The 21,645-nt window shown below is 65.0% G+C and carries 18 protein-coding genes and 1 pseudogene; 14 read left to right on the top strand and 5 right to left on the bottom strand.

Features of this window, described 5'->3' with window-relative positions; genetic code table 11:
• Window positions 1-48: 48 nt before the first annotated feature.
• The 4 genes and pseudogenes from NCS02_RS26425 to NCS02_RS26410 form a co-directional block, all read right to left on the bottom strand.
• Window positions 49-837: a MetQ/NlpA family ABC transporter substrate-binding protein gene (locus tag NCS02_RS26425; protein WP_250523356.1), complete on the bottom strand. Its 789-nt coding sequence runs from the start codon at window positions 835-837 to the stop codon at window positions 49-51.
• Window positions 837-1,877, bottom strand: a complete 1,041-nt coding sequence (locus NCS02_RS26420) for a formylglycine-generating enzyme family protein (RefSeq protein WP_250520065.1) — start codon at window positions 1,875-1,877, stop codon at window positions 837-839. The genes NCS02_RS26425 and NCS02_RS26420 overlap by 1 nt, the downstream gene beginning before the upstream one ends.
• A gap of 7 nt (window positions 1,878-1,884) precedes the next feature.
• Complete coding sequence (locus NCS02_RS26415; protein ID WP_250523355.1) at window positions 1,885-3,825, bottom strand: arylsulfatase; 1,941 nt, start codon at window positions 3,823-3,825, stop codon at window positions 1,885-1,887.
• A gap of 289 nt (window positions 3,826-4,114) precedes the next feature.
• Window positions 4,115-5,307: pseudogene (locus tag NCS02_RS26410) on the bottom strand (porin).
• A gap of 288 nt (window positions 5,308-5,595) precedes the next feature.
• On the opposite strand from NCS02_RS26410, the gene NCS02_RS26405 reads away from it, so the two are divergent.
• The 13 genes from NCS02_RS26405 (at window position 5,596) to NCS02_RS26345 (ending at window position 19,494) form a co-directional block, all read left to right on the top strand.
• Window positions 5,596-6,063, top strand: a complete 468-nt coding sequence (locus NCS02_RS26405) for a RidA family protein (RefSeq protein WP_250520063.1) — start codon at window positions 5,596-5,598, stop codon at window positions 6,061-6,063.
• 243 nt (window positions 6,064-6,306) lie between these two features.
• The gene (gene soxC, locus NCS02_RS26400) at window positions 6,307-7,527 is read left to right on the top strand and encodes a sulfite dehydrogenase (RefSeq protein ID WP_250520093.1); all 1,221 of its coding nucleotides are present in this window, start codon (window positions 6,307-6,309) and stop codon (window positions 7,525-7,527) included.
• Window positions 7,520-8,137: a c-type cytochrome gene (locus NCS02_RS26395; protein WP_284504399.1), complete on the top strand. Its 618-nt coding sequence runs from the start codon at window positions 7,520-7,522 to the stop codon at window positions 8,135-8,137. The genes soxC and NCS02_RS26395 overlap by 8 nt, the downstream gene beginning before the upstream one ends.
• A gap of 141 nt (window positions 8,138-8,278) precedes the next feature.
• Complete coding sequence (locus NCS02_RS26390) at window positions 8,279-8,500, top strand: DUF6566 family protein (RefSeq protein ID WP_033535802.1); 222 nt, start codon at window positions 8,279-8,281, stop codon at window positions 8,498-8,500.
• Window positions 8,501-8,665: 165 nt separating this feature from the next.
• Entirely contained in the window at window positions 8,666-9,016 is a 351-nt protein-coding gene (locus NCS02_RS26385; RefSeq protein WP_033535827.1) for a DUF3088 domain-containing protein, read from the top strand.
• 24 nt (window positions 9,017-9,040) lie between these two features.
• Complete coding sequence (locus NCS02_RS26380) at window positions 9,041-10,369, top strand: LLM class flavin-dependent oxidoreductase (protein ID WP_250520061.1); 1,329 nt, start codon at window positions 9,041-9,043, stop codon at window positions 10,367-10,369.
• The gene (locus tag NCS02_RS26375; RefSeq protein ID WP_008346779.1) at window positions 10,369-11,322 is read left to right on the top strand and encodes an aliphatic sulfonate ABC transporter substrate-binding protein; all 954 of its coding nucleotides are present in this window, start codon (window positions 10,369-10,371) and stop codon (window positions 11,320-11,322) included. The genes NCS02_RS26380 and NCS02_RS26375 overlap by 1 nt, the downstream gene beginning before the upstream one ends.
• 132 nt (window positions 11,323-11,454) lie before the next feature.
• The gene (locus NCS02_RS26370; RefSeq protein WP_250523354.1) at window positions 11,455-12,792 is read left to right on the top strand and encodes an LLM class flavin-dependent oxidoreductase; all 1,338 of its coding nucleotides are present in this window, start codon (window positions 11,455-11,457) and stop codon (window positions 12,790-12,792) included.
• 196 nt (window positions 12,793-12,988) lie between these two features.
• Window positions 12,989-14,587, top strand: a complete 1,599-nt coding sequence (locus NCS02_RS26365) for an ABC transporter substrate-binding protein (protein ID WP_250520059.1) — start codon at window positions 12,989-12,991, stop codon at window positions 14,585-14,587.
• Between the two features lie 12 nt (window positions 14,588-14,599).
• Window positions 14,600-15,580: an ABC transporter permease gene (locus NCS02_RS26360; protein WP_250437299.1), complete on the top strand. Its 981-nt coding sequence runs from the start codon at window positions 14,600-14,602 to the stop codon at window positions 15,578-15,580.
• 20 nt (window positions 15,581-15,600) lie between these two features.
• Window positions 15,601-16,554: an ABC transporter permease gene (locus NCS02_RS26355; RefSeq protein WP_250520058.1), complete on the top strand. Its 954-nt coding sequence runs from the start codon at window positions 15,601-15,603 to the stop codon at window positions 16,552-16,554.
• A 14-nt stretch (window positions 16,555-16,568) separates the two neighbouring features.
• Window positions 16,569-18,257, top strand: coding sequence for an ABC transporter ATP-binding protein (locus NCS02_RS26350; RefSeq protein WP_250523353.1), 1,689 nt, complete (start codon window positions 16,569-16,571; stop codon window positions 18,255-18,257).
• Window positions 18,258-18,291: 34 nt separating this feature from the next.
• Window positions 18,292-19,494 carry an acyl-CoA dehydrogenase family protein gene (locus NCS02_RS26345; RefSeq protein ID WP_250456960.1) on the top strand — a complete coding sequence of 401 codons (1,203 nt, stop codon included), beginning with the start codon at window positions 18,292-18,294 and terminating at the stop codon, window positions 19,492-19,494.
• Window positions 19,495-19,560: 66 nt separating this feature from the next.
• Here NCS02_RS26345 and NCS02_RS26340 read toward each other — a convergent pair whose 3' ends face one another.
• The gene (locus tag NCS02_RS26340) at window positions 19,561-20,547 is read right to left on the bottom strand and encodes a sulfonate ABC transporter substrate-binding protein (RefSeq protein ID WP_250520057.1); all 987 of its coding nucleotides are present in this window, start codon (window positions 20,545-20,547) and stop codon (window positions 19,561-19,563) included.
• Window positions 20,548-20,813: 266 nt separating this feature from the next.
• Here NCS02_RS26340 and NCS02_RS26335 point away from each other — a divergent pair, with 266 nt between their 5' ends.
• Entirely contained in the window at window positions 20,814-21,635 is an 822-nt protein-coding gene (locus tag NCS02_RS26335; RefSeq protein WP_250441476.1) for an ABC transporter substrate-binding protein, read from the top strand.
• The last annotated feature ends 10 nt before the right edge of the window (window positions 21,636-21,645 follow it).

Raw genomic sequence — 21,645 nt, 5'->3', positions numbered from 1 at the left:
GACTGTTGCAGCATTTGCCGCACGCGGTGCAGTCGAACGAGTAGCTATTCACCAAGGCCGGCGCACGGAATCCTGATACTGCGTGAGGATGAAATGCGCGACGTCGTCGGAATGAAAGACACGAACGAGTCGCCCGACCCAGGCGGCCTTCGCGTCGCGCGTACGCACGGCGAGAACATGCTGATAAGACGAGCGCGCATCTTCGATGCCGATGCTGTCGCGGCCTGGCTTCAGGTTGTTGCGCGCGGCGTCGTCGGCGTTCATCGCGACGAAGCTCGCCGTGTCGAGCGCTTCGTAGAGCTTCGCGCGTTCCACCCGGCGGATCTTCAGACCGAAGCGATTGCCGGCGATATCCCCGAGCGTCGGATGAAGGCCCGCGCCGTCCTTCAGCGTGATGAGCGCATAGTTCTGCAGGAGGATCAATGCGCGCGCGGTGCCGGCGGCATCGGCCGGAACGGCGACGGTCGCGCCGCGCGGCAAGTAGACGATCGATGCGAGCTTGCGCGAGTAGAGCGCCATCGGCAAGGTCACGGTCGCGGCGACGCTTTCGATCGCGTAGCCGTTGCGCGCGCTGCGCGCGGCGAGGCTGGCTTCGTCCTCGAAACTGGCGGCATCGATGGTACCGTTTGCGAGCGCGGCGTCGATGCGCGCGGCATCGTCGAAAGTCACGACGGCGAGCGGCAAGCTCTGCTTCGCGGCGACTTCACGCACATGCGCGACGATCGTCGCTTCCTCGCCCGGCATCACGCCGATGCGAACCGTCTGCTCCGCGGCATGCGCCGTCGTCACGAAGGAGGCTGCCAGAACCGCCCCCGCGAAAACGAATCGCGCGCGCATCAGCCGTCCCTCAGCACGGTGCGAAAGCCGATATGCGACGCGGGCAAATCCGCTTCCTGCTGCTCGCGCGACGACGCCCGGTAGCGCACGCAATAATCCTGCGCGCACAGGAACGAGCCGCCCTTGATGACCATGGCCGTGTCGTGCTTGCGCGCTGGGATCACCGCCGCCGTGTCGCCGTTCGAATGCGGCTGACGCGGACCGGTGTAAGGATCCTCCGTCCATTCCCATGCGTTGCCGATCATGTCGTACAGCCTGAAATCGTTCGCCGCATAGCAACCGACCGGCGCCAAACCCGCATGGCCGTCTTCGGCGGAGTCGAGCACGGGAAACACGCCTTGCCAGTAATTCGCCGATGGCTTGCCGCGCGCATCGCGCGGAGCGGCGTCGAGCTGCGCGCCTTCCCGCCCGGCCTTGCCCGCGTATTCCCACTCGGCCTCGGTCGGCAGATCGCGGCCGAGCCAGTGCGCGTAGGCGAGGGCGTCGGCGAGCGTCACCATCGTCACCGGACGATTTTCGTGCCCTTTCCATGTGCTCGACGATCCCGTGGGATGCTTCCACGACGCACCTTTCACCCACGACCACCACGCGAGATCGCGTGCGTTCATTTCTTCGCGCGTCGGGACATGGAACACGACGGCGCCGCCCTGACGCTCGGCTTCGGTCACATAGCCCGTCGCGTCGACGAAAGCGGCGAACTGCGCGTTGGTTACATCGGTCTGGTCGATCCAGAAGGCTCCGACCTTCGTCTTGCCATCGCCCACCGGGCGCTCGTCGTCATAACCCAGTGTGCTGCCGAAGACGAATTCGCCGCCGCGCAGGTGCACCATGCCCGCGCGCGGATCGTCGCGCCACTTGGCGGGAATGCCCGAATAGCGTTCGCATTGCTGCTCGGAGCCGAGCGGCGCCAGCGTGCGCGCGAGATTGCGCGGATCGAAGCCGTGCTCCGCGTTCACGGCGAGCGCCCCGCCGAAGCCCGCGCCGAACAACGCGAGCGTCACGGCGCCGGCGCCTGCAACGGATGTCCATCGACGACTCATCGCGCGCTCAGTAGTAGCCGCGCGGCCGCAGCGGTTCGACGCCGCCCACCGTGCTCATGTAGCTGTTCCACTGCTGCACGAGACTGTCGATGACGGACGGATTCTGCGCCGATACGTCGTTGTTCTCGCCGCGATCGGCCTGCAGGTCGAAGAGCTGCCAGTGACCGTCGGCGGGACCGGTCGGCGGCTCGGTCCAAAGCGCCTTCCAGCGGCCATCGGAGCTGCGCAGATAGCCGCGTCCATAGGCTTCGTCACCGAACGCGGCGGTGTGCACCTCCGCGGTGCCGTCGCCCTTGAGAATCGGGAGCAGCGACTGTCCGGTGACCGGATAGACGTAGCGGTTGTTATAGACCACCTTGCCCTTGTTCGAATCGACGCCCGTGAGCGTATTGATCGAAGCCGGCGCGGGCTGCGTCGGCGGCGTGATCTGTGCGACGGCGAGGAAGGTCGCGGTGTTGTCGGTGACGTGCGTGAAGGCGCGCAAGGTGGGCAACTGCGCCGTCTGTCCGGGCAAATGTGCGATGAGCGGTGTCGATACGCCGCCTTCGCCCGCGTAGCCCTTGGTGAGGCGGAACGGCGTCGCGCTGACTTCGGCCCAGCGCAGGCCGTATTGCAGACGCCGCGCGTTCTGCTGACCGTTGTCGGTGCCGAGCGTCGAATAGACCGCATCGGATGCGTTCGCGGTATCGGTCGCGGTCGGATCCGCGCCCGAGTCGATCGGCCAGCCTTCCGCGCCGTTATCGGACTGAAACAGGATGAACGTGTTGTCGTATTCGCCGATGTCTTTCAGATGCTGGATCAGCAGGCCGATGTTGTGATCGAGATTCTCGACCATGCCGGCATAGATTTCCATGTAGCGCGCTTGCGCCTTCTTCTCGGCGGCGGACAGGCTGTTCCACGACTTGTTGACCGTGCCGGGACCATAGTCGCTGTAGCCTTGCGCGGCGTTGTGCACGGCGCTGATGTATTTCGCGTTCGCGGTGCCATTGTTCGCCGTGGCGGGCGACGAGGTCAGCGTTTCCGGCGCGCCCTGATACGGATTGAAATCGGCGGGAATGATGCCGAGCGCCTTCTGCCGCGCGATCCGCGCATTGCGGATGACGTCGTAACCTGCGTCGTACTTGCCCGCATAGTTGTGCAAGTAAGGCTCGGGCACCTGCAAAGGCCAGTGCGGCGACGTGTAGGCTGCGTAGGCGAAGAAGGGCTTGCCGTCGCCCTTGTTCGAATCGATGTAGGAGATCAAGCGCTGCGTATAGAAGTCGGTCGAATAGAAGACGCTCGGACTGCCGCCTGCGCCGCCTGGCTGGCCGGGCTGTCCCGGCTGAACGTATTGACCGTCTTCCGTGTAGTTTTTCGAGCCTGCGGGTTCGTGCGCGAAGTGATTCGTCGCGGCGCCGCCGAGCAGCGCATAGCTATGCTCGAAGCCCCACTGATCCGGCGTTTGCCCGCCGCCCGTGGTGCTGCCTACGATTCCCGAGCCGATGTGCCACTTGCCCGCCATGTACGTGTGATAACCGCCATCCTTCAGCAACTGCGCGACCGAGAGCGCCCGGTCGTTCAGATAGCCTTCGTATCCCGGCAGGCCCTTGCGTTCGTCGGTTGGCGTGCCCATCGTGCCTTCGCCGACGAGATGGTGGTCGGTGCCTGAGATCAGCATGGCGCGCGTGATCGCGCAGACCGTGCCGGTGTGATGGTTCGTGAGGATGCGGCCCGATGCGACGAGCGCATCGAGATTCGGCGTGTTGATTTCGCCGCCGAACGCGTGGATATCCGAGTAGCCGAGATCGTCGGCCATGATGTACAGGATGTTCGGCGGTTTGGCGGCGGCGACCGGCGCGGTCGTCGGCGAGCTGTCGCTGGAAGAGCCGCACGATGCCAGCGCGAAGAGGCTGGCGACGGCGAGCGCAACGGCGGCGCGGCGGGTAGCGATCGAGCGGTGCAAGGTCATTGTCGTTATGGCGGTCCGTTGAAAGCGAGCGGCGATCTTAGCAACCGGCTCAAGGCCGCCAAAGATCGATTTCTGCTTTGCTTGTCGCCTTCAGAGATTTGAAAGAACCGCGATTGCGCGTCGCGCGAATGCGCTCGGCGACGCTCGAAGCACGAGGCTTCGAGCGTGTCTTCCGGATGCGCCCGATTCGTGTGAGCGCGTAGGGAAACGGTGTGAGCGCAGCGTATCGAGGGTGTCGTTCCGCGCTTTCGCCGCGGGATTTCACCGGTTCGATGCGGTTCTTCGCAGCTCAGAAGCGCACGCGCACGCCGCCGAACGCCGCCACTTGCCGGTTCGTCGACGACGGCGTGCCCGCGTCGGCGATAGCCGCGATCTTCTGATAGCCGTTGCCGACGCGCGTCGAGGCATCGCCCGCCGCGAGCTGATAGACGCCGGAGAGATAGAGGTCGGTGCGCTTCGACAATACATAGTCGACGCCGAGCGTGAACTGATGCCAGCGCGGCTTGAGTGTCGCGCCGCCGGTGCCGGGCAGACTGTTGGCGCGGCCATCGGTGAAGGTGTACACGCCGATCAGCGTCGTCGCCGGCGTAATGTTGTAGCGGCCGTTCACATCGTAGTTGTTGAACTTGCGCGACGAGCCATCGTTGTAGTCGAGCTGCGTGTGGCTCCATGCGAAGCCGACTGTCGCGACCGATCCGATCGCGTAGTTGCCGCCCGCGACCGCCACTTGCTGCCGCGCGACGCCGCCGTTCAGGCCATAGAAGAAGGCGCCGCTGTAGTCGTCGCCGGACGTGGTCGATGCACCGCCGACCGCGCCGCTTGTGTTCGACGCGACATTCGGATGATCGAGCAGCAAATAGCCCGCGCCGAGTTGCAACGGCCCGCTGGCGTAGCTCGCCGATACGCCCCAAGCGCGGTTGTTGCCGAAGCCCGCGCCCGCGCCGTTGCTCGCCTGATTGCTGAACCCGTAGAGCGCATCGACAGTCACGCCCGCGAAGGTATCGCTCTTGAACTTCACGGCATTGTTGATGCGGAAGGTCTGATTCAGATTGTCGTTATCGCCGACGTGCGTGGCGGGCGACCAGAATCCCGGCCCCGCGAAGAGCGCAACGAGATCCGTGTTCGGATCGTACTGACGCCCGAGCGTCAGCGTGCCGATGCCCGTCTTCGCCACGCCCACATAAGCTTGCCGCCCGAATTCGCGTCCGCCTTGAGGGAGTGTGCCGTCGTTGACGCGATAGCCGCTCTCGAGCGTAAACAGCGCCTTGTAGCCGCCGCCCAGATCTTCGACGCCTTGAGGCCCCAGCGGCTGCCGTTGAGCTTGCCGCTTGTCGCCTGCACGTTGGATGCGCCACGCTGATTGTTCGTATAGGCGAGGCCGGCGTCGATGATCCCGTACAAGGTGACGGAACTCTGTGCCTGAACGATGCCCGGAAGGGCGGCCAGTAAGCCAGCGGCGCCGGCGAGTGCGACTCGTTTCATTCGCTTCCTTAGGTATTAACCATGAGTTCGAGGAAGCCGGATACTACGGTCGTGCTTACCGAAGTCCAACAAAGGTTTTTTCGTTTGTAATGGTCGGAGCGTCTGATTTGGATTCCGGATTACATCGGAGAAGCGATGCAGAAATCGCGAGCAGGCGCGCAACGAACGCTTCGCGCCGCGCGAGGCCGGTCATATCGATATGAGGCTTCGTTGGTTAGCGCGCCGGCCGTTGCTGCATAACATGAGCGGCTGCGCGTGATGTCACGCATTCATACCGACAGGAGCACCATGAGCGCTGACGAAAGACTCGACCGTCTGATCGACCCCGAACGCACTTCGGGCAACCCGAAGGCGAACTATCGCAATGCCACCCGCTGGGGCGATCTCGTGTTCGTGTCGGGCAAGTCGGCGGGCGCCGCCATCGACGGTAAGCCGTCCAAAGGCAGGCTGGGTGACACGCTCACGCTCGAAGACGGCGTTTCGTTCGCACGCGAGGCGGCAGTGGAATTGCTGCTCGTGCTGCGCGATGAACTCGGCTCGCTCGAACGCGTGAAGCAGGTGCTCGACGTGCAGGGCTTCGTGAACGCCGACGCCGCCTTCGAAGACCACGCGAAGGTGCTCGACGGCGCATCGGATCTGCTGGTCGAGGTTCTGGGCGATGCCGGCGTGCACGCGCGCTCGGTGTTCGGCGCCGTGTCGTTGCGCGGCGGGCAGCCGGTGATCCTGCGCGCCGTCGTCGGCGTGAGCGACTCATGATGCCATCGCATTCGCAGGAACGCGTTAGACGATGGCGCTTAAGCAACCCTTGTCATTTGCATAGTCGCAATCGCGATTGGGCATCCCGAAACCGCGACCTATAATCGGGCGGCCGACTGCCTGTCTTGTCTGCCCGACTCATCGAGCATGCCGAAAATCCCGCGTTTCTCATCGTTTTCCGCCACACGGCCCGGCGATCCCGCGAAGCCGGAGCAACACGCTCCCGCGTCGCCGCGACGCCGGATGCTGGGCGGCCTCGCGCTGTCGGCAGTCGTGGCGCCTCACGCGAATGCGGCGTCCGGACTCTTGCAGCCGCTCAGCGTCGAGCCGTGGACGCGCATGCCTGGCGCGCCGATTCTCGATCATCCCTATGGCCTGCCATCCCCGCGCGAATCCGAGGTCGTGCGTCGCGCGGCGCGTGCGTGGCCGGTGCCGGGCGCGGCTTCGTCGCTGACGCCGCTCGCCGATCTGCACGGCACGATCACACCGAACGGGCTTGTCTACGAACGCCATCACGCCGGTGTGCCGGATATCGACCCGGACCAGCACCGGCTCGTGATTCATGGCCTCGTGCGCGAGCCGAAGGTCTTCACGATGGACGATTTGCTGCGGCTGCCTTCCGAGTCGCGCGTGCACTTTCTCGAATGTTCGGGCAACACCGCGAGCGAATGGAAAGGGCCGAGCGGGCTGCCCGTTCAGCTCACGCACGGGCTTCTGTCGTGCTGCGAGTGGACCGGCGTGCGGCTTTCGACGTTGATCGAGGCGGCCGGCGGGCTCGCTGCGAACGACGGCCACGCGCCGCGCTGGATTCTCGCGGAGGGCGCCGATGCAGCTGCGATGACGCGCAGCCTGCCGCTCGATCGCGTGCTGGATCGCGCGTTCGTCGTGTATGCGCAGAACGGCGAGCGGCTGCGGCCGGAGAACGGCTATCCGCTGCGGCTTCTGGTCCCCGGCTTCGAAGGCAACACCAACGTGAAGTGGCTGCGCAGGCTGAAGCTCGTCGACGCGCCGCTCGAAACGCGAGAGGAAACGTCGAAATACACGAACTTGCTGGCCGATGGTCGCGCGCGCCAGTTCGTGTTCGAGATGGATGCGAAATCGGTCATCACGCGGCCATCGCCCGGGCACAAGTTGACGACTCACGGTTACTACCCGATCGTGGGGCTCGCCTGGTCGGGACGCGGTGCGATCCGTCAGGTCGAAGTATCCGTCGATGGTGGCCGTTCATGGCAAGCGGCGCGGCTCGATGGCACGCCCGGCGATCGCGCGCTCACGCGCTTTCATGCGGGATGGGTGTGGAACGGTGAACCGGCCACGATCCTCTCGCGGGCAACGGATTCGACCGGATACATCCAGCCGACGCGCGAGGCGCTCGTCGCCGCGCGCGGGCTGAACTCGAACTACCACTACAACGGCATTCAGCAATGGCGCGTCGACGCCGATGGCAGCGTGAAAAATGCATAGGGAACCAACTCGACAACTTCGCGCCGTGCGCCCGCTGATCGTGGGTCTGACGGCGCTGTGTCTTACCGCCTGCTCGGGGCCGTGGCGGGACGGGCGCGCGTCGCAGGCCGGGTTAGACGATGCAACGCATCGCGCGGCTGTCGGCACGATCGGCACGATCGGCACGCCCGTGAGCGCGGCGGACATCGCCGCGTGGAACATCGATGTCGCGCCTGACGGTCGCGGCCTGCCCGCGGGCAGCGGTGACGTGGTGACCGGTGCGCGGATCTTCGCGGCCAAGTGCGCCTCGTGTCACGGCGCGAAAGGCGAGGGCGTGCTGGGCGACCGGCTGATCGGCGGGCGTGGCACGCTCGCGAGCGAGAAGCCGGTGCGCACGGTCGGAAGCTACTGGCCGTACGCGACGACACTCTTCGATTACATTCGCCGCGCGATGCCCTATAACGCGCCGCAATCGCTGAGTGCGGACGAGGTGTATGCCGTGAGCGCGTGGATCCTGAATCAGAACGGCATCGTTCCCGAGGACGCCCGCGTCGATGCGCATTCGCTTGCCGCCATCCGCATGCCGAATCGCGATGGATTCGTTCCGGACCCGCGACCGGGACGCCTTTGACCTGCATGGCATGACGTAATGACGAATCGATGCGGCCGGTGATTTGCAAACGTAAAAGGATTGGTTGGCCATGCGTTCGTCGGCCCCTAGCATGAAGCGGTTCGGGCAATGTTGCCTGAATTTGCCGCGAGGACTCGCTCCATGCAATACAAAGGTTATGAGGTTGCACCCTCCGCTCAGGCCATGCCGAGCGGCTTGTATGCGGCCAACCTGACGATCGAACATCGCCGGTACGCGCACGGTGCAAGCTTCACTTTCGATGCGCTCGATTACTTCTTCGAGCGCGATCATGCGATCGCCTATGCGGCACGCTGGGCGCGGCTGTGGATCGATCAGCGCAGCGCGCGCAAGAAGCGCGGATAACGTCGACGAAGCATCGGATAGCCGCATGAGCTGTCGGTCCGGAAGGCGCCCGCGATCCGTCTTTCGTCATGCGCGCCGCAGATTTGGTTAGCAGATCGAATTCGTTCCAATCTCCGCGCGGGATGGTTACGCTGTGGCGGCTCTCAACCACGCATGACGCCGACCATGACCCAACGCGATCTACTCATTCTGCTGGAACCGGGCTTCACCGATCCGAAGCGCCCGGGCGAAGTGTTCATCTGCCCGGACGGTGCGCCGATCGAAGGTCTGCTCGCAAGCGATCCGGCGCGCAACGCGCGCCTCGATATCCGCCGCGTGCCCTTCGAGCGTCCCCGCAAGGCCGCGGTCGAAGCACTGAGCGAGGCGCATCAAAGTCTGCCGGTGCTGGTGCTGGGCGATGCGTACCCCGCGCCGTCCGACGCGCAAACCGTCGGCGAGAAACGCTTCGTCACCGATACGCGCCGCATTCTCGCGTTGCTCGCCGAGCGCCACGGTTTTCCCAAAGTGCATGACTGATCCGGCAAACGAGACTATTCGCTCATGCCCCGACCTATACATCTGAATCTCTTCGTTCACGGACGCGGCCATCATGAAGCAGGCTGGCGTCATTCCGGCGCGACGCGCCAGGCGCTGACCGATATCGACTATTTTCGCGATCTCGCCGTCAGGGCCGAGCAAAGCCTGTTCGATTCCGTGTTTTTCGCCGATGCCCTCGCGCTCGGCGATGGCGCGCAATTCGTCGCGTCCGGCGCGCTCGAACCGATCACCACGCTCGCGGCGCTTTCGCAGGCGACTTCGCGCATCGGGCTGATCGCGACGGCATCGACCACGTACACCGAGCCGTTCAATCTCGCGCGTCAGTTCGCTTCGCTGGATCACATTTCGCGCGGGCGCATCGGCTGGAACATCGTGACCTCGTGGGTCGGCGGCGCGGGGCCGAACTTCGGCTACGAGCAGCAGATCGAGCATGCGGAGCGCTACGCACGCGCGCACGAGTTCCTCGAAGTCGTCACGCAACTGTGGGATAGCTGGGCCGATGACGCCATCATCGATGACGCGTCGAGCGGACGCTTTCTCGATCCGGCGCGCGTGCGCAAGATCGGCTATCGCGGGAAGTTTCATCGCGTGGCGGGGCCGCTGAATCTGCCGCGCCCGCCACAGGGGCATCCGGTGCTGGTGCAGGCGGGCTCGTCGGCGACGGGCAAGGCGTTCGCCGCGCGCAATGCGGAAGCCGTCTTCACCGCGCATCTGACGAAGCAATCCGCGATCGACTTTTATGCCGAGCTCAAGGCGGGCGCGAGGGCCGCGGGCCGCTCGGAGCAGGACATCGTGGTCCTGCCGGGGATCAGCGCGGCGATCGGTTCGACCGAAGCGGAAGCCAGCGCTCTGCTCGACGAACTCGACTCGATCACCGATGTCAGCGTGGGACTCGGCCGCCTGTCGAACCGCTTCGGCGGCTACGATTTCTCGACGCTGCCGCTCGATCAGCCGCTGTCCGTCGATGACTTTCCGGACCCGTCGACGGTGCAGGCCGCGCAAAGCCGCGCGGCAGTCATCACGCAACTGGTGGCGCGCGAGCGTCCGACCTTGCGCAGCCTGTTGAGGAAGCTCGCGGCGGCGCGCGGGCATTTCACGCTGTCCGGCACGCCCGAACAGATTGCAGATGTCATTGCCGACTGGACCGAAAGCCGTGCCGCCGATGGCTTCAACGTGATGCCGCCCGTACTGCCCGCGCAGCTCGAGCACTTCACCGAGCATGTCGTGCCGATTCTGCAAAGGCGCGGCCTGTTCCGGCGCGAGTACGAAGCCGCCACGCTGCGCGGTCACTACGGTCTCGCACGTCCCGCCAATCCTTATTTCAAGTCTTGATGCCGATCCGATTCCTGAAATCCATCATCGCCGCCGGTTGCTTCGCCGCCGCGTTTGCCGCGCACGCTGACGAGGGCTATCCCGCGCAGATCAACATCGGAATCCAGAAGGGCGACGGTCTCGTCGCGCTGCGGGCATCGGGCAAGCTGGAGCAGGCTTTCGCTTCGCATCACGTCAAGGTTTCGTGGCACGAGTTCGTGTATGGCGCGCCGCTCGTCGAAGCCATCAATGCGGGCGACGTCGATGTAGGCACGGTCGGCTCGACGCCGCCGATCATGGCGCAGGCGGGCGCGGCGCCATCGGTCGTGTATGTGGCGTATGCGCCAAGACTCGTCAAAAGCTATGCGATCGTCGTGCCGAAGGATTCGCCCGTGAAGGACCTGCGCGATCTGAAGGGCAGAAAGATCGCCTTCGCCAAGGGCTCGCAAGGGCACCTGTTCGTGCTGAAGGCGATGCAGGATGCCCACATGGACCCGAACGCCGCGCAGTTCACGTACCTGTCCTATGGCGATGCGCGCTCGGCGTTCGAGCGCGGCTTCATCGATGCGTGGGCCGTGCCCGATCCGCGTTACGCGGACACCGAACTGACCACCGGCGCGCGGACCATTCTCACCATCGGGGATCTGTCGGTGCCGCAATACGGCTTCTATATCGCGACGCGCGACTTCGCGCAAAAGTATCCCGCCGCGCTGCGTCTGCTGTTCGATCAGCTTGCACGTCAGACGAACGACAGCCTCGCGCATCCGCAGGATACGGCGCGCTTTTTGTCCGCCAATACGGGCGTGCCGCTCGCCGTATGGAACCGGGCGATCTCGCGCCTGGAGTGGGGCGCGAGCTATCCGATTCCCGACGACGTCCTTGGCGCGCAGCAGGACTCGGCGAATCTGGCTTTCGATACGAAGGTGATTCCGCGCCGCATCGATGTGCGCCAGGCGGTGTTGCAGATCAGGTAAGGATCGACGCGCGCGCTACGCAAGCCTTATCCGTTTAGCGCCGCTTTTCATATGCTTCGTCGAATTCGTTCGTGGCGTCGTTCGCGTCGCCCGTACAAGATGGAGAGTTATCCCCTTTCTGTGGAGCTTTCCATGAGCGGCGATGCCCCGCGCCAACTGCATCTGAACATCAACGCGCTTCATTCCGGATTCGTGCCGTCGGCATGGCGTCTGCCGGATTCGGATCCGAACGTATTCCTCGACGTGAGCCACTATGTGCGCCTGGCGCAGCTGGCGGAACGCGCGTGTCTCGATGCAATCTTTCTCGCCGATAGCGCCGCGATCTCCGATCAGCTCGACATGCGCCCCATCACGGCGCTCGAACCGACAATGCTCCTCACGAGCATTGCAGCCGCGACCACGCATCTTGGGCTGATCGCGACGGCATCGACGAGTTACAACGAGCCGTATAACATCGCACGCCGATTCGCGACGCTCGATCTGATCAGCGGCGGGCGCGCGGGCTGGAACATCGTGACGACCGCGGACCTGCCGTCTGCGCGCAACTTCGGTCACGACACGGTCCCCGACCATGCAACGCGCTATGCACGCGCGGACGAGTTCGCGGCGCTCGTCAAGACGCTGTGGAATAGCTGGGATGACGACGCATTCATCGCGGACAAATCGAGCGGGCGCTTCGTCGATCTCGACAAGGTGCATCCGGCCGATCATCGTGGGCGATTCTTCAGCGTGCGCGGCGCGCTGAATCTGCCGCGCTCGGCACAGGGTCATCCGGTTCTGGTGCAGGCGGGCGCATCGGGCGACGGACGCGAGCTTGCCGCGCGTCACGCGGAAGCGGTGTTTTCGGCCTCGCAATCGTTCGATGAATCGCGTGCATATCGCGAAGATCTCAACGCGCGCGCGGCGCGTTACGGACGCGGCGCGAACGCGGTGAAAGTGCTCGCGGGACTGACGACGATCATCGGTTCGACGGAAAGCGAGGCGCTGCGACGCCGTGACGAACTCGTCGATCTGATTCCGGTGCAGTACAGCCTGAACCGCATCGCTGGCACGCTCGGCGTGCCCGTCGATTCGCTTTCGCTCGACAGGCGTTTGCCCGTCGACTTGCCGCTGCCCAATGGCGGCAACGGCAATCACACGTTCTTCAACGCGACGCTCGCGCAGGCGCGCACGCATGGCCACACGGTGCGCGAGCTCATCCGTGCGCTGGCGGGCGGCGGCGGACATCGCGTGATCGTCGGCACGCCCGAGCAAGTCGCGGATGACATCGAGCACTGGTTCAGGAACGGCGCCGCCGACGGCTTCAATCTGATGCCCGACGTGCTGCCCGATGGTCTCGAAGCCTTCACGGAAGGCGTCGTGCCGATACTTCAGCGGCGCGGCATTTTCCGTCGCGCGTATGAGGGCAAGACCTTGCGCAGCCATCTGGGGTTGTCGGTGCCCGAGGGCGCGGTGCTCGACATGCATTAGGCGGGTGGTGGGGGAGCGGTGCGCGTGGCGTAGCGATCGCCTCTCGGCATTGCACCCGACGTCACATGCTTTTCGCGTCGCCATGCTTTCCATATGCATAACCGTTCGTTCACGCGCGCGCGCAGCCGTTTTATCGTGATCGCCGCGGCGCGTCATATTCGGCCGTCGAACAACGAACAGAGAGGAATGGCATCACATGGCAGGCTTCAACCGACGCGATTTTCTGGTCTCATCAGGCGCGGCGCTCGCGTCCGCCGGCCTGTCTTCTCTCGCCTTCGCGCAGGAAGCGGCACCCAGGCGTGGCGGCACGCTCAACATGCTGATCAATCCCGAGCCGCCCGTGCTCGTATCGATCTTCCAGACGACGGGCCCCGCGCTCGTCGCGAGTTCGAAGGTGCTCGAAGGTCTGCTCGCCTATGACTTCGATCTGAAGCCGAAGGCGCAGCTCGCGACCGCGTGGAACGTGAGCCCGGACGGTCTCAAGTACACGTTCACGCTGCGCCAGAACGTGAAGTGGCACGACGGCGAGCCTTTCACATCGGCGGATGTGGCGTTTTCCATCGACTTGTTGAAGTCGATCCATCCGCGCGGGCGCAGCACCTTCGCCAACGTGACGCGCGTAACGACGCCCGACGCGCGCACCGCGATCGTCGAATTGTCGAAGCCCGCGCCGTATCTGCTGAAGGCGCTGTCGGCGGGCGAATCGCCGATCGTGCCGAAGCATCTCTACGCGAACGGCGATCCGCTGACGAACCCGCATAACAACGCGCCCATTGGCACCGGGCCGTTCCGCTTCAAGTCGTGGACGCGGGGCGCGAGCATCGTCTACGAGCGCAACCCGGATTACTGGGACGCGGGCAAGCCGTATATCGATTCGCTCGTGTTCAAAGTGATTCCCGATGCCGCCGCGCGCTCCGCCGCGTTCGAAACCGGCGCGCTCGATCTCGGCGGCGAGAATCCGGTGCCGCTTTCGGATCTGCCGCGTCTCACGCAATTGCCGCAGCTCGCCGTGGAAACGCGCGGTTATCGCTTTCTGGAACCGCTCTCGGAGATCGATTTCAATCTCGCGCATCCGATCCTGAAGGACGTGCGCGTGCGTCAGGCGATCGCCCATGCGATCAATCCGCAGATCGTGCAGAAGACGATCGCCTACGGTTACGCCGACATTTCTCCGACGCCGATCACGCCCGCCTCGCCGTATCACGACGGGAAGCTCGCGCCTTACGCATTCGATATCGCGAACGCGGAAAAGCTGCTCGATGCCGCGGGTTATCCGCGCAAGAACGGCGGCCCGCGCTTCCAGTTGACGCACGATTTCCTGCCTTATGGCGACATGTACCGGCGTCAGGCCGATTACGTGAAGTCGGCGCTCGCGCGTGTGGGCATCGACGTGACCGTGCGTTCGCAGGATCTGCCTTCGTTCCTCAAGCGCGTGTATGCGGACCGTCAGTTCGACTTCACGAGCATCGGCGTGAATACGTTGTTCGATCCGAGCGTGGGCGTGCAGCGTCTCTACTGGTCGAAGAACATCCGGCCCGGCGTGCCGTTCTCGAACGCGCCGCACTACAGCAATGCGGAAGTCGATACGCTGCTCGAATCGGCATCGATCGAAACGGATGAGAAGAAGCGCGTGGCGCTCTATCAGCAGTTTCAGCAGATCGTGTATCGCGACCTGCCGATCCTGAATCTCGTTGCGCCGCGCATGGTCACGCTCGCGAACCGGCGCGTGCGCAATCACACGGTGTCGGCGCAGGGGCTGGAAGGCAATCTCGCCGATGTGTGGCTGAGCGCCTGAGGACGGACGCCGATGAACCGACGCACGCGCTTCGCCGCCATCGCGCGGCGCACCGCATGGCAGGCCTTGCCGACGATGCTCGCCATCGTGGTCCTGAACTTCTTCCTGCTGAAGCTGATGCCCGGCGACGCCGCCGATGTGCTCGCGGGCGAAGCGGGCTCCGCGACCGCCGAAACGCTGCAGGCATTGCGCGCGAAGTTCGGCCTCGATCAGCCGGTGCTGCATCAGCTCGGCGCGTATCTGTCGCATCTCGCGCACGGCAGTCTCGGCTATTCGCCGCGTTACGACGCGCCCGTCATGCAACTGATTCTGTCGCGGTTGCCGAACACCTTGCTGCTGATGGGCACGGCGCTCGCCCTTGCGATCGTCGCGGGCATCGTGCTCGGCGCGGTCATGGCGCATTGGGCGGGCAAGTGGCCGGATCGCGTGCTGTCCGTGCTCGCGCTCGTGCTGTATTCGACGCCCGGCTTCTGGATCGGCCTGCTCGCCATCGTGCTGTTCTCGGTGCATCTCGGCTGGCTGCCGAGCGGCGGCGATATCACCGTCGGCGCGTCCTTGCACGGCTTCGCGTATGCCGCCGATGTCGCGAAACATGTGCTGCTGCCGGCCGTGACGCTCGCGACTTTCTTCGTCGCCATCTACGCGCGTCTCACGCGCGCCGCGATGCTCGAAGTGAAGCGCCAGGACTTCGTGCGTACCGCGCACGCGAAGGGGCTGCATCCGCTGCGCGTCACCGTGCGTCATGTGCTGCGCAACGCGCTGATGCCGCTCACGACGATGGTCGGCATTCACTTCGGCACGCTGCTCGGCGGCGCGGCCGTCACGGAAACCGTGTTCAGTTGGCCGGGCCTCGGGCGTCTTGCGCTCGATGCCGTCATGGCGCGCGATTTCAGCGTGCTGCTCGGCGTGTTGCTGCTTTCGTCGCTGCTCGTGATCGTCGCCAACGTGACGGTCGATCTGCTGCAGGCGTGGCTCGATCCACGCATCGTCTGACTCATCGAACCTGAAAACGCATGGCTTCCGATTCCACCGAACTCGCTTCATCCGGCCACGGCTCGGCGTGGCGGCGCCAGCTCGCCGGTGCGCTATTCGGCGCGCGGCGCGCTCAACGTGCGCCTTACGCTCGCGCCTCGCGCGGCGTGTGGCGCGCGCTGCTGCGCAATCCGTCCGCGCTCGCGGGCATCGTGCTGCTGACTGCGTTCATCGCGCTTGCGCTGAGTGCGCCGTATCTTTTTCCCGGCGATCCGCTCGATATGGTCGCCGCGCCCTTCGAATGGCCGGGCAGCGACCCGCTGTATCGCCTCGGCACCGATTCGCTCGGCCGCGATGTCGCCGCCGGCATCGCGCACGGCGCACGCGTGTCGCTGCTGATCGGCGCATCGGCGGCGGCGATCGGGCTCGTCATCGGCACGCTCGTCGGCGCGATGGGCGGCTTTTTCGGCGGCGTCATCGACGATCTTCTCGTGCGCGTCACCGAGCTGTTTCAAACCGTGCCGTCGTTTCTGCTCGTGATCGTGATCGTCGCGATAGGGCGGCCGAACGTGACGGTGATCGCGCTGGCCATCGGCATCGCTTCGTGGCCGACGGTCGCGCGTATCGTGCGCGCCGAGTTCCGCACGCTGCGTTCGTCGGACTTCGTGCTCGCCGCGCGCAGTCAGGGCTTTTCCGACGCGCGCATCATCTTCGGCGAGATCTTGCCGAACGCGCTGCCGCCGGTGATCGTGACCGCATCGGTGATGGTCGCGAGCGCGATCCTGATCGAGTCTTCGCTGTCGTTTCTGGGCATGGGCGACCCGAACGTCGTCACATGGGGCGGCATGATCGGCGCGGGGCGCGATTCCTTGCGCACCGCGTGGTATCTGACCGCCGTGCCGGGCGCGGCGATCGTGCTCGCGGTGCTCGCGCTCAATCTGCTCGGCGACGGCCTCAACGACGCACTCAACCCGCGCATGCGCGAACGTTCCTGACCCGAGACCTGTCCGTGGCGAATCTTCTTGAAGTGCGCGATCTGCGCGTGAGTTTCGGCGCGCATCGCGCGGTGCGCGGCATCGATCTGGACATAGCCGAAGGCGAGACGCTCGCGCTCGTCGGCGAGTCCGGCTGCGGCAAATCGGCGACCGCGCTGTCGCTCATGCGGCTCGTGCCGGAGCCGGGCCGCGTGACGGGCAGCGTCCGCTTCGACGGACGCGACGTGCTCGCGCTGAGCCCGCGTGAAATGCGCGATGTGCGCGGCAGCGACATCTCGATGATCTTTCAGGAGCCGATGACATCGCTCAATCCGGTGCTCACGGTCGGGGCGCAGATCGTCGAGACCTTGCGACGGCACGAAGCGCTGTCGAAGCCAGCGGCGATGAAGCGCGCCGTCGAACTGCTCGATCTCGTGCATATTCCGGAGCCGCATCGACGCGTCTTCGACTATCCGCACGAGCTGTCGGGCGGACAGCGCCAGCGCGTGATGATCGCGATGGCCGTCGCATGCCGTCCGCGTCTGCTGATCGCGGATGAACCGACCACCGCGCTCGACGTCACGATTCAGGCGCGCATTCTCGAACTGCTTGCCGAATTGCGGCGCGATCTGTCGATGTCGCTGCTGCTCATCACGCACGATCTCGGCGTCGTCGCCGAACATGCGGATCGCGTCGCCGTGATGCTCGCGGGCGAAAAGGTCGAGGAAGCGCCGGTGCGTCAACTCTTCGAGCGGCCGCGGCATGCATACACGAGCGGGCTGTTGGGCGCATCGCTGAACGTGGCGACGGAGTTGCATTACCGCGACTGGAAGCTGCCGGAGATTCGTCACGTGCAAGGCGCCGATGACAAGCCCGCGTTCAACGTGACGCCGCTTGCGCCCGTCAGCGCGCCGGAAACGCGATTCGACAACGACGCGCCGCTGCTCTCGGTGCAACATCTGACGGTCGATTATGTGCATCGGCATGGCAGGGGCGCGTTGCGCGCCGTCGACGACGTGTCGTTCGATATCGCGCGCGGCGAAACCGTGGGTCTCGTCGGCGAATCCGGCTGCGGCAAGTCGACCCTTTCGAAAGCGATCCTGCGTCTCGTGCCGGCGTCGGGTGGCGCGATCCGCCTGCGCGGCGTCGATCTCGCGCCCCTGAGCGAACGCGCGTTGGGCCCGCTGCGGGCGCCGGTGCAGATGGTGTTTCAGGACCCGTATGCGTCGCTGAATCCGCGCCGCAGCGTTGGCGACATCCTCGATACGGTGATGATCGTGAACGGCATCGCCGATGCGCGCGAACGCCGCCGACGCGCAAGCGCGATGCTCGATCGCGTCGGTTTGCCGAGCGCCGCGCTTGATCGCTATCCGCACGAGTTTTCGGGCGGTCAGCGGCAGCGCATCGGCATTGCGCGCGCGCTCGTGCTCGAGCCCGCGCTGCTGATCTGCGACGAACCCGTCTCCGCGCTCGATGTGTCCATTCAGGCGCAGATACTCAATCTGCTCGTCGAGCTGAAACGCGACCTCGGGCTCGCTTATCTCTTCATCTCGCACGATCTCTCGGTGGTGCGCTATATCGCCGACCGCGTCCATGTGATGCATGGCGGGCGCATCGTCGAAAGCGGCGATCATCGCGAGATATGGCGCGCGCCGAAGCATGCGTACACGCGCACGCTGCTCGAAGCGATTCCCGGCAAACGATTCGACGCGCAGGCCGCGTAGAGCACGCATCAATACCATAGGAACGTCACGTCATATGTCGAATAAAAATCAGAAACTCGAAGCCGCGCTCGCCGCGCTGCCTGAGCTGGCACAGGCCATCGGCGAAGATGCGGCCGCGCGCGAGGCGCGCCGCGAACTGCCGTTCGATGCCTTTGCGCTGTTTCGTCGATCGGGCCTCGGGACGTTGCGCTTTCCGCTCGAATGGGGCGGACTCGGCGGCTCGCTCGAAGACGTCTTCGACGTGATCGCAACGCTTGCCGCGCATGAAAGCAACGTCGCGCACGCGTTGCGCATTCACTTCGACCAGACCGAAGCGCTGCTGCTTGCGCCGCGCACGCCGTTCAATGCATTGCAGATCAAGCGCGTGGCGGAAGGCGCGATCTTCGGCGGCGCATCGACCGAAGCGGGCACGTCGCGCCCCGGCGAAATCACGACGCAACTTCGGCGCGAAGGCGATCACTTTCGTCTGAGCGGCCGCAAGTACTACGCGACGGGCACCGCGTTCTCCGACTACGCGCGCCTGAACGTGCAGGACGAACACGGCGAGGCCGCCATAGCCGTCGTGCCGGTTCAACGCGAGGGGCTGCGCGTGCTCGACGACTGGGACGGCATGGGGCAGCGCATGACCGCGAGCGGCAGTCTCGAGTTCGACGATCTGATCGTGTACGCGGACGAAGTCACGCCGCGCGTGCAGACGACGCTCACGGGCCGTCACGGTGGCGCGCTGCGTCAGTTGCATCTGGTGGCGGTGGCGGCGGGCATCGTACGCAACGTCGTCGCGGATGCGGAGCGCTATGTGCTGAAACACGGACGCCCCGTGCTGCATAGCGCGGCGCCGTCGGCCCGCGAAGATGCGTTCATTCAGCAGGTCGTGGGCGAATTGAGCGCGAACAGTCACGCGATCGATGCGCTCGTGCGCGACAACGCGCGCGTGCTCGAACGATCGTCGCAAGCGATCCGCAACGGCGATGCCGACGCCGACGCGCTCGTGCTGGAAGGCGCGCTCGCGACGGCGCGCACGCAGATCGTCGTCAGCAAGCTCGCGTTGAGCGCGGCGGAGCGCATGTTCGAAGCGGGCGGCGCATCGGCGACGGCGCGCGCGCATAACTTCGATCGCCACTGGCGCAATCTGCGCACGATCTTCAGCCACAATCCGCTGATGCATAAGGCGCGCGTGATCGGCGATTACGCGCTCAACGGCGTGACGACGCATCTGACCGAAGGGCGCGTGTTCTGACGTCTTGCGCGGATCGCTACACGATGCCGCGGCTTTCAGGCGCGGCGCGCGAGGCATCGACGGCCGTCAGGCAAGACCGGGCGGCGCGGCCCTCAGCACGTCGACATGTTTCGGCACCAGCCCGAGCTCGACGAAGGTGTCGGCGATCTGCTGCTGCTCCGCGATGATCGCCCGCGTGATGGCTTCCGTACCGAAGACCTGCCGGCTCACCGCGAGATCGACGACAGGTTTGGGCAGGCCCCAAAGCCGCGCGAGTTCGCTCGCGAGTTCGTCCGGATGCTGCTTGCCCCATTGATCGACGGCCTTGATCTCCTCGATGACGATGCGGATCACGTCGGCATTCTTCGCCACATAGTCTTGCGACGAAAAATAGTAGGCGCGGTTGCCCACGACGCCGCTCGCGTCCGCCACGACGCGCGCATTCAGCGACTGCTGCGCGGCGGCGAAGTACGGGTCCCAGATGACCCACGCATCGATCGAGCCGCGCTCGAAGGCGGCGCGCGCGTCGGCGGGCGCGAGATAGGCGAGTTCGACGTCGCGATACTGAAGGCCATGTTGGCGCAGCAGCTTCACGAGGAAGTAATGGACATTGCTGCCCTTGTTCAACGCGATGCGCTTGCCTTTCAAATCCGCCACCGTTTTGACGGACGATTGCGCCGGCACCAGCACGGCTTCGGAATGCGGCCGCGTCGGCGTGGCGGCGACGTAGGCGAGCGGCGCGCCGGCCGCCTGCGCGAAGATCGGCGGCGCTTCGCCCACGTCGCCGAAATCGATCGAGCCGACATTGAGCGCTTCGAGCTGCACCGGACCCGCGGAGAACTCCGTCCAGCTCACGGATACGTTGAGCGGAGCCAGACGCTTCTCCAGCGTTGCACGTCCCTTGAGCAGGTTCAGATAGCCTTTCTGATTGCCGATGCGCAACACGCGCGGCTGCGCTTGCGCGGGTTGCTGGGCGAACGATGCCGGCGTGACCGCGAGCGCGGCGGCGCCCGTCGCGGCCCGCGCGGTCAGGGAGAGAAAAGCGCGGCGATCGGTGGTTTTTGTTTTCGACATGGCGGAAGCTCTGGTTGGCGAAAGCTTCCGATGCTAAGACGAGCGCCCATTCCGACCAACGTAGCGATGCACATATCGCTATCGCAACGGAAGTCATAAGCATGTGCACGCGACGGCAATGCGGGCGTCGCGCCAAATCTCCACGCCTGCTTTCTTCGTGACAAAAACTTCGTTCCGTCGGAGCGGCGGCACCGATAGAGTGCCAGCCTCGCCATCGTGCCGCCGCCCGGCGACGCACACCGGCGCAACGAACAAGGAACTCACCAATGAAAATCAGGACCTGGGGCGCGGTGCTCGCTGCACTGCTGGCAGTGGCTTCGAATGCCGCGCATGCGGACAGGCTGGACGACATCAAGAAAGCCGGCGTGCTGCGCGTCGCGGCGTTCGACAGCAATCCGCCGTTCGGCTTCGTCGATCCGAAGGACAATCAGATCGTCGGTCTCGATGTCGACTATGCGCGCGCGGTGGCGAAGAGCCTGGGCGTCAAGCTGGAAGTGCAGCCGACCAATCCGGCCAACCGCATCGCGTTTCTGAAGTCGGGCAAGGTCGATCTCGTCTTCGCCAACTTCACGATCACCGACGAGCGCAAAAAGGAAGTCGATTTCAGCACGCCGTACTTCGCATCGGGCACGCAGTTCATCGCGAAGAAGGGCGTGCTGAAATCGCCCGATCAGATCAACAGCCTGCGCATCGGCGCGGACAAGGGAACGACGAACGAACAGCAGGTGCGGGCGAAATTCCCGAACGCGACCATCGTCGCCTATGACGACACGCCGTTCGCTTTCGCCGCGCTGCGCACGGGCAACGTGCAGGCGATCACGCAGGACGGACCGAAGCTGGTTGCGTTGCTCGCGCGCGTGCCGGACAAGGCCAGCTACGAAATTCCGGCCTTCACGATCTCCAACGATTACGAAGGCGTCGGCGTGCCGAAGGGCGAGACGCGCCTGCTCGACGCCGTGAACGGCACGCTAACGAAACTCGAAGCGGACGGCGAAGCGACGCGCATCTACGACAAGTGGTTCGGCCCGAAGAGCGCCGCGCCGCTGCCGCGCCTCTTCAAGATCGGCGATCCGCAAAAGAACGGTTGATCGCCGTCGA

This window comes from Caballeronia sp. NCF2, assembly GCF_023631205.1.
Taxonomy (GTDB): Bacteria; Pseudomonadota; Gammaproteobacteria; order Burkholderiales; family Burkholderiaceae; genus Caballeronia; species Caballeronia zhejiangensis.
The sequence above is the reverse complement of the archived record's forward strand: the minus strand, read 5'-3'. Positions and strand labels throughout refer to the sequence as shown.

Coding starts and splice junctions, on each gene's coding strand:
- NCS02_RS26345 (WP_250456960.1), top strand. CDS start 18,292: ATGTCGAATAAAAATCAGAAACTCGAAGCCGCGCTCGCCGCGCTGCCT.
- NCS02_RS26415 (WP_250523355.1), bottom strand. CDS start 3,825: ATGACCTTGCACCGCTCGATCGCTACCCGCCGCGCCGCCGTTGCGCTC.
- NCS02_RS26340 (WP_250520057.1), bottom strand. CDS start 20,547: ATGTCGAAAACAAAAACCACCGATCGCCGCGCTTTTCTCTCCCTGACC.
- NCS02_RS26385 (WP_033535827.1), top strand. CDS start 8,666: ATGACCCAACGCGATCTACTCATTCTGCTGGAACCGGGCTTCACCGAT.
- NCS02_RS26395 (WP_284504399.1), top strand. CDS start 7,520: ATGCATAGGGAACCAACTCGACAACTTCGCGCCGTGCGCCCGCTGATC.
- NCS02_RS26360 (WP_250437299.1), top strand. CDS start 14,600: ATGAACCGACGCACGCGCTTCGCCGCCATCGCGCGGCGCACCGCATGG.
- NCS02_RS26355 (WP_250520058.1), top strand. CDS start 15,601: ATGGCTTCCGATTCCACCGAACTCGCTTCATCCGGCCACGGCTCGGCG.
- soxC (WP_250520093.1), top strand. CDS start 6,307: ATGCTGGGCGGCCTCGCGCTGTCGGCAGTCGTGGCGCCTCACGCGAAT.
- NCS02_RS26375 (WP_008346779.1), top strand. CDS start 10,369: ATGCCGATCCGATTCCTGAAATCCATCATCGCCGCCGGTTGCTTCGCC.
- NCS02_RS26370 (WP_250523354.1), top strand. CDS start 11,455: ATGAGCGGCGATGCCCCGCGCCAACTGCATCTGAACATCAACGCGCTT.
- NCS02_RS26335 (WP_250441476.1), top strand. CDS start 20,814: ATGAAAATCAGGACCTGGGGCGCGGTGCTCGCTGCACTGCTGGCAGTG.
- NCS02_RS26425 (WP_250523356.1), bottom strand. CDS start 837: ATGCGCGCGCGATTCGTTTTCGCGGGGGCGGTTCTGGCAGCCTCCTTC.
- NCS02_RS26420 (WP_250520065.1), bottom strand. CDS start 1,877: ATGAGTCGTCGATGGACATCCGTTGCAGGCGCCGGCGCCGTGACGCTC.
- NCS02_RS26365 (WP_250520059.1), top strand. CDS start 12,989: ATGGCAGGCTTCAACCGACGCGATTTTCTGGTCTCATCAGGCGCGGCG.
- NCS02_RS26380 (WP_250520061.1), top strand. CDS start 9,041: ATGCCCCGACCTATACATCTGAATCTCTTCGTTCACGGACGCGGCCAT.
- NCS02_RS26390 (WP_033535802.1), top strand. CDS start 8,279: ATGCAATACAAAGGTTATGAGGTTGCACCCTCCGCTCAGGCCATGCCG.
- NCS02_RS26405 (WP_250520063.1), top strand. CDS start 5,596: ATGAGCGCTGACGAAAGACTCGACCGTCTGATCGACCCCGAACGCACT.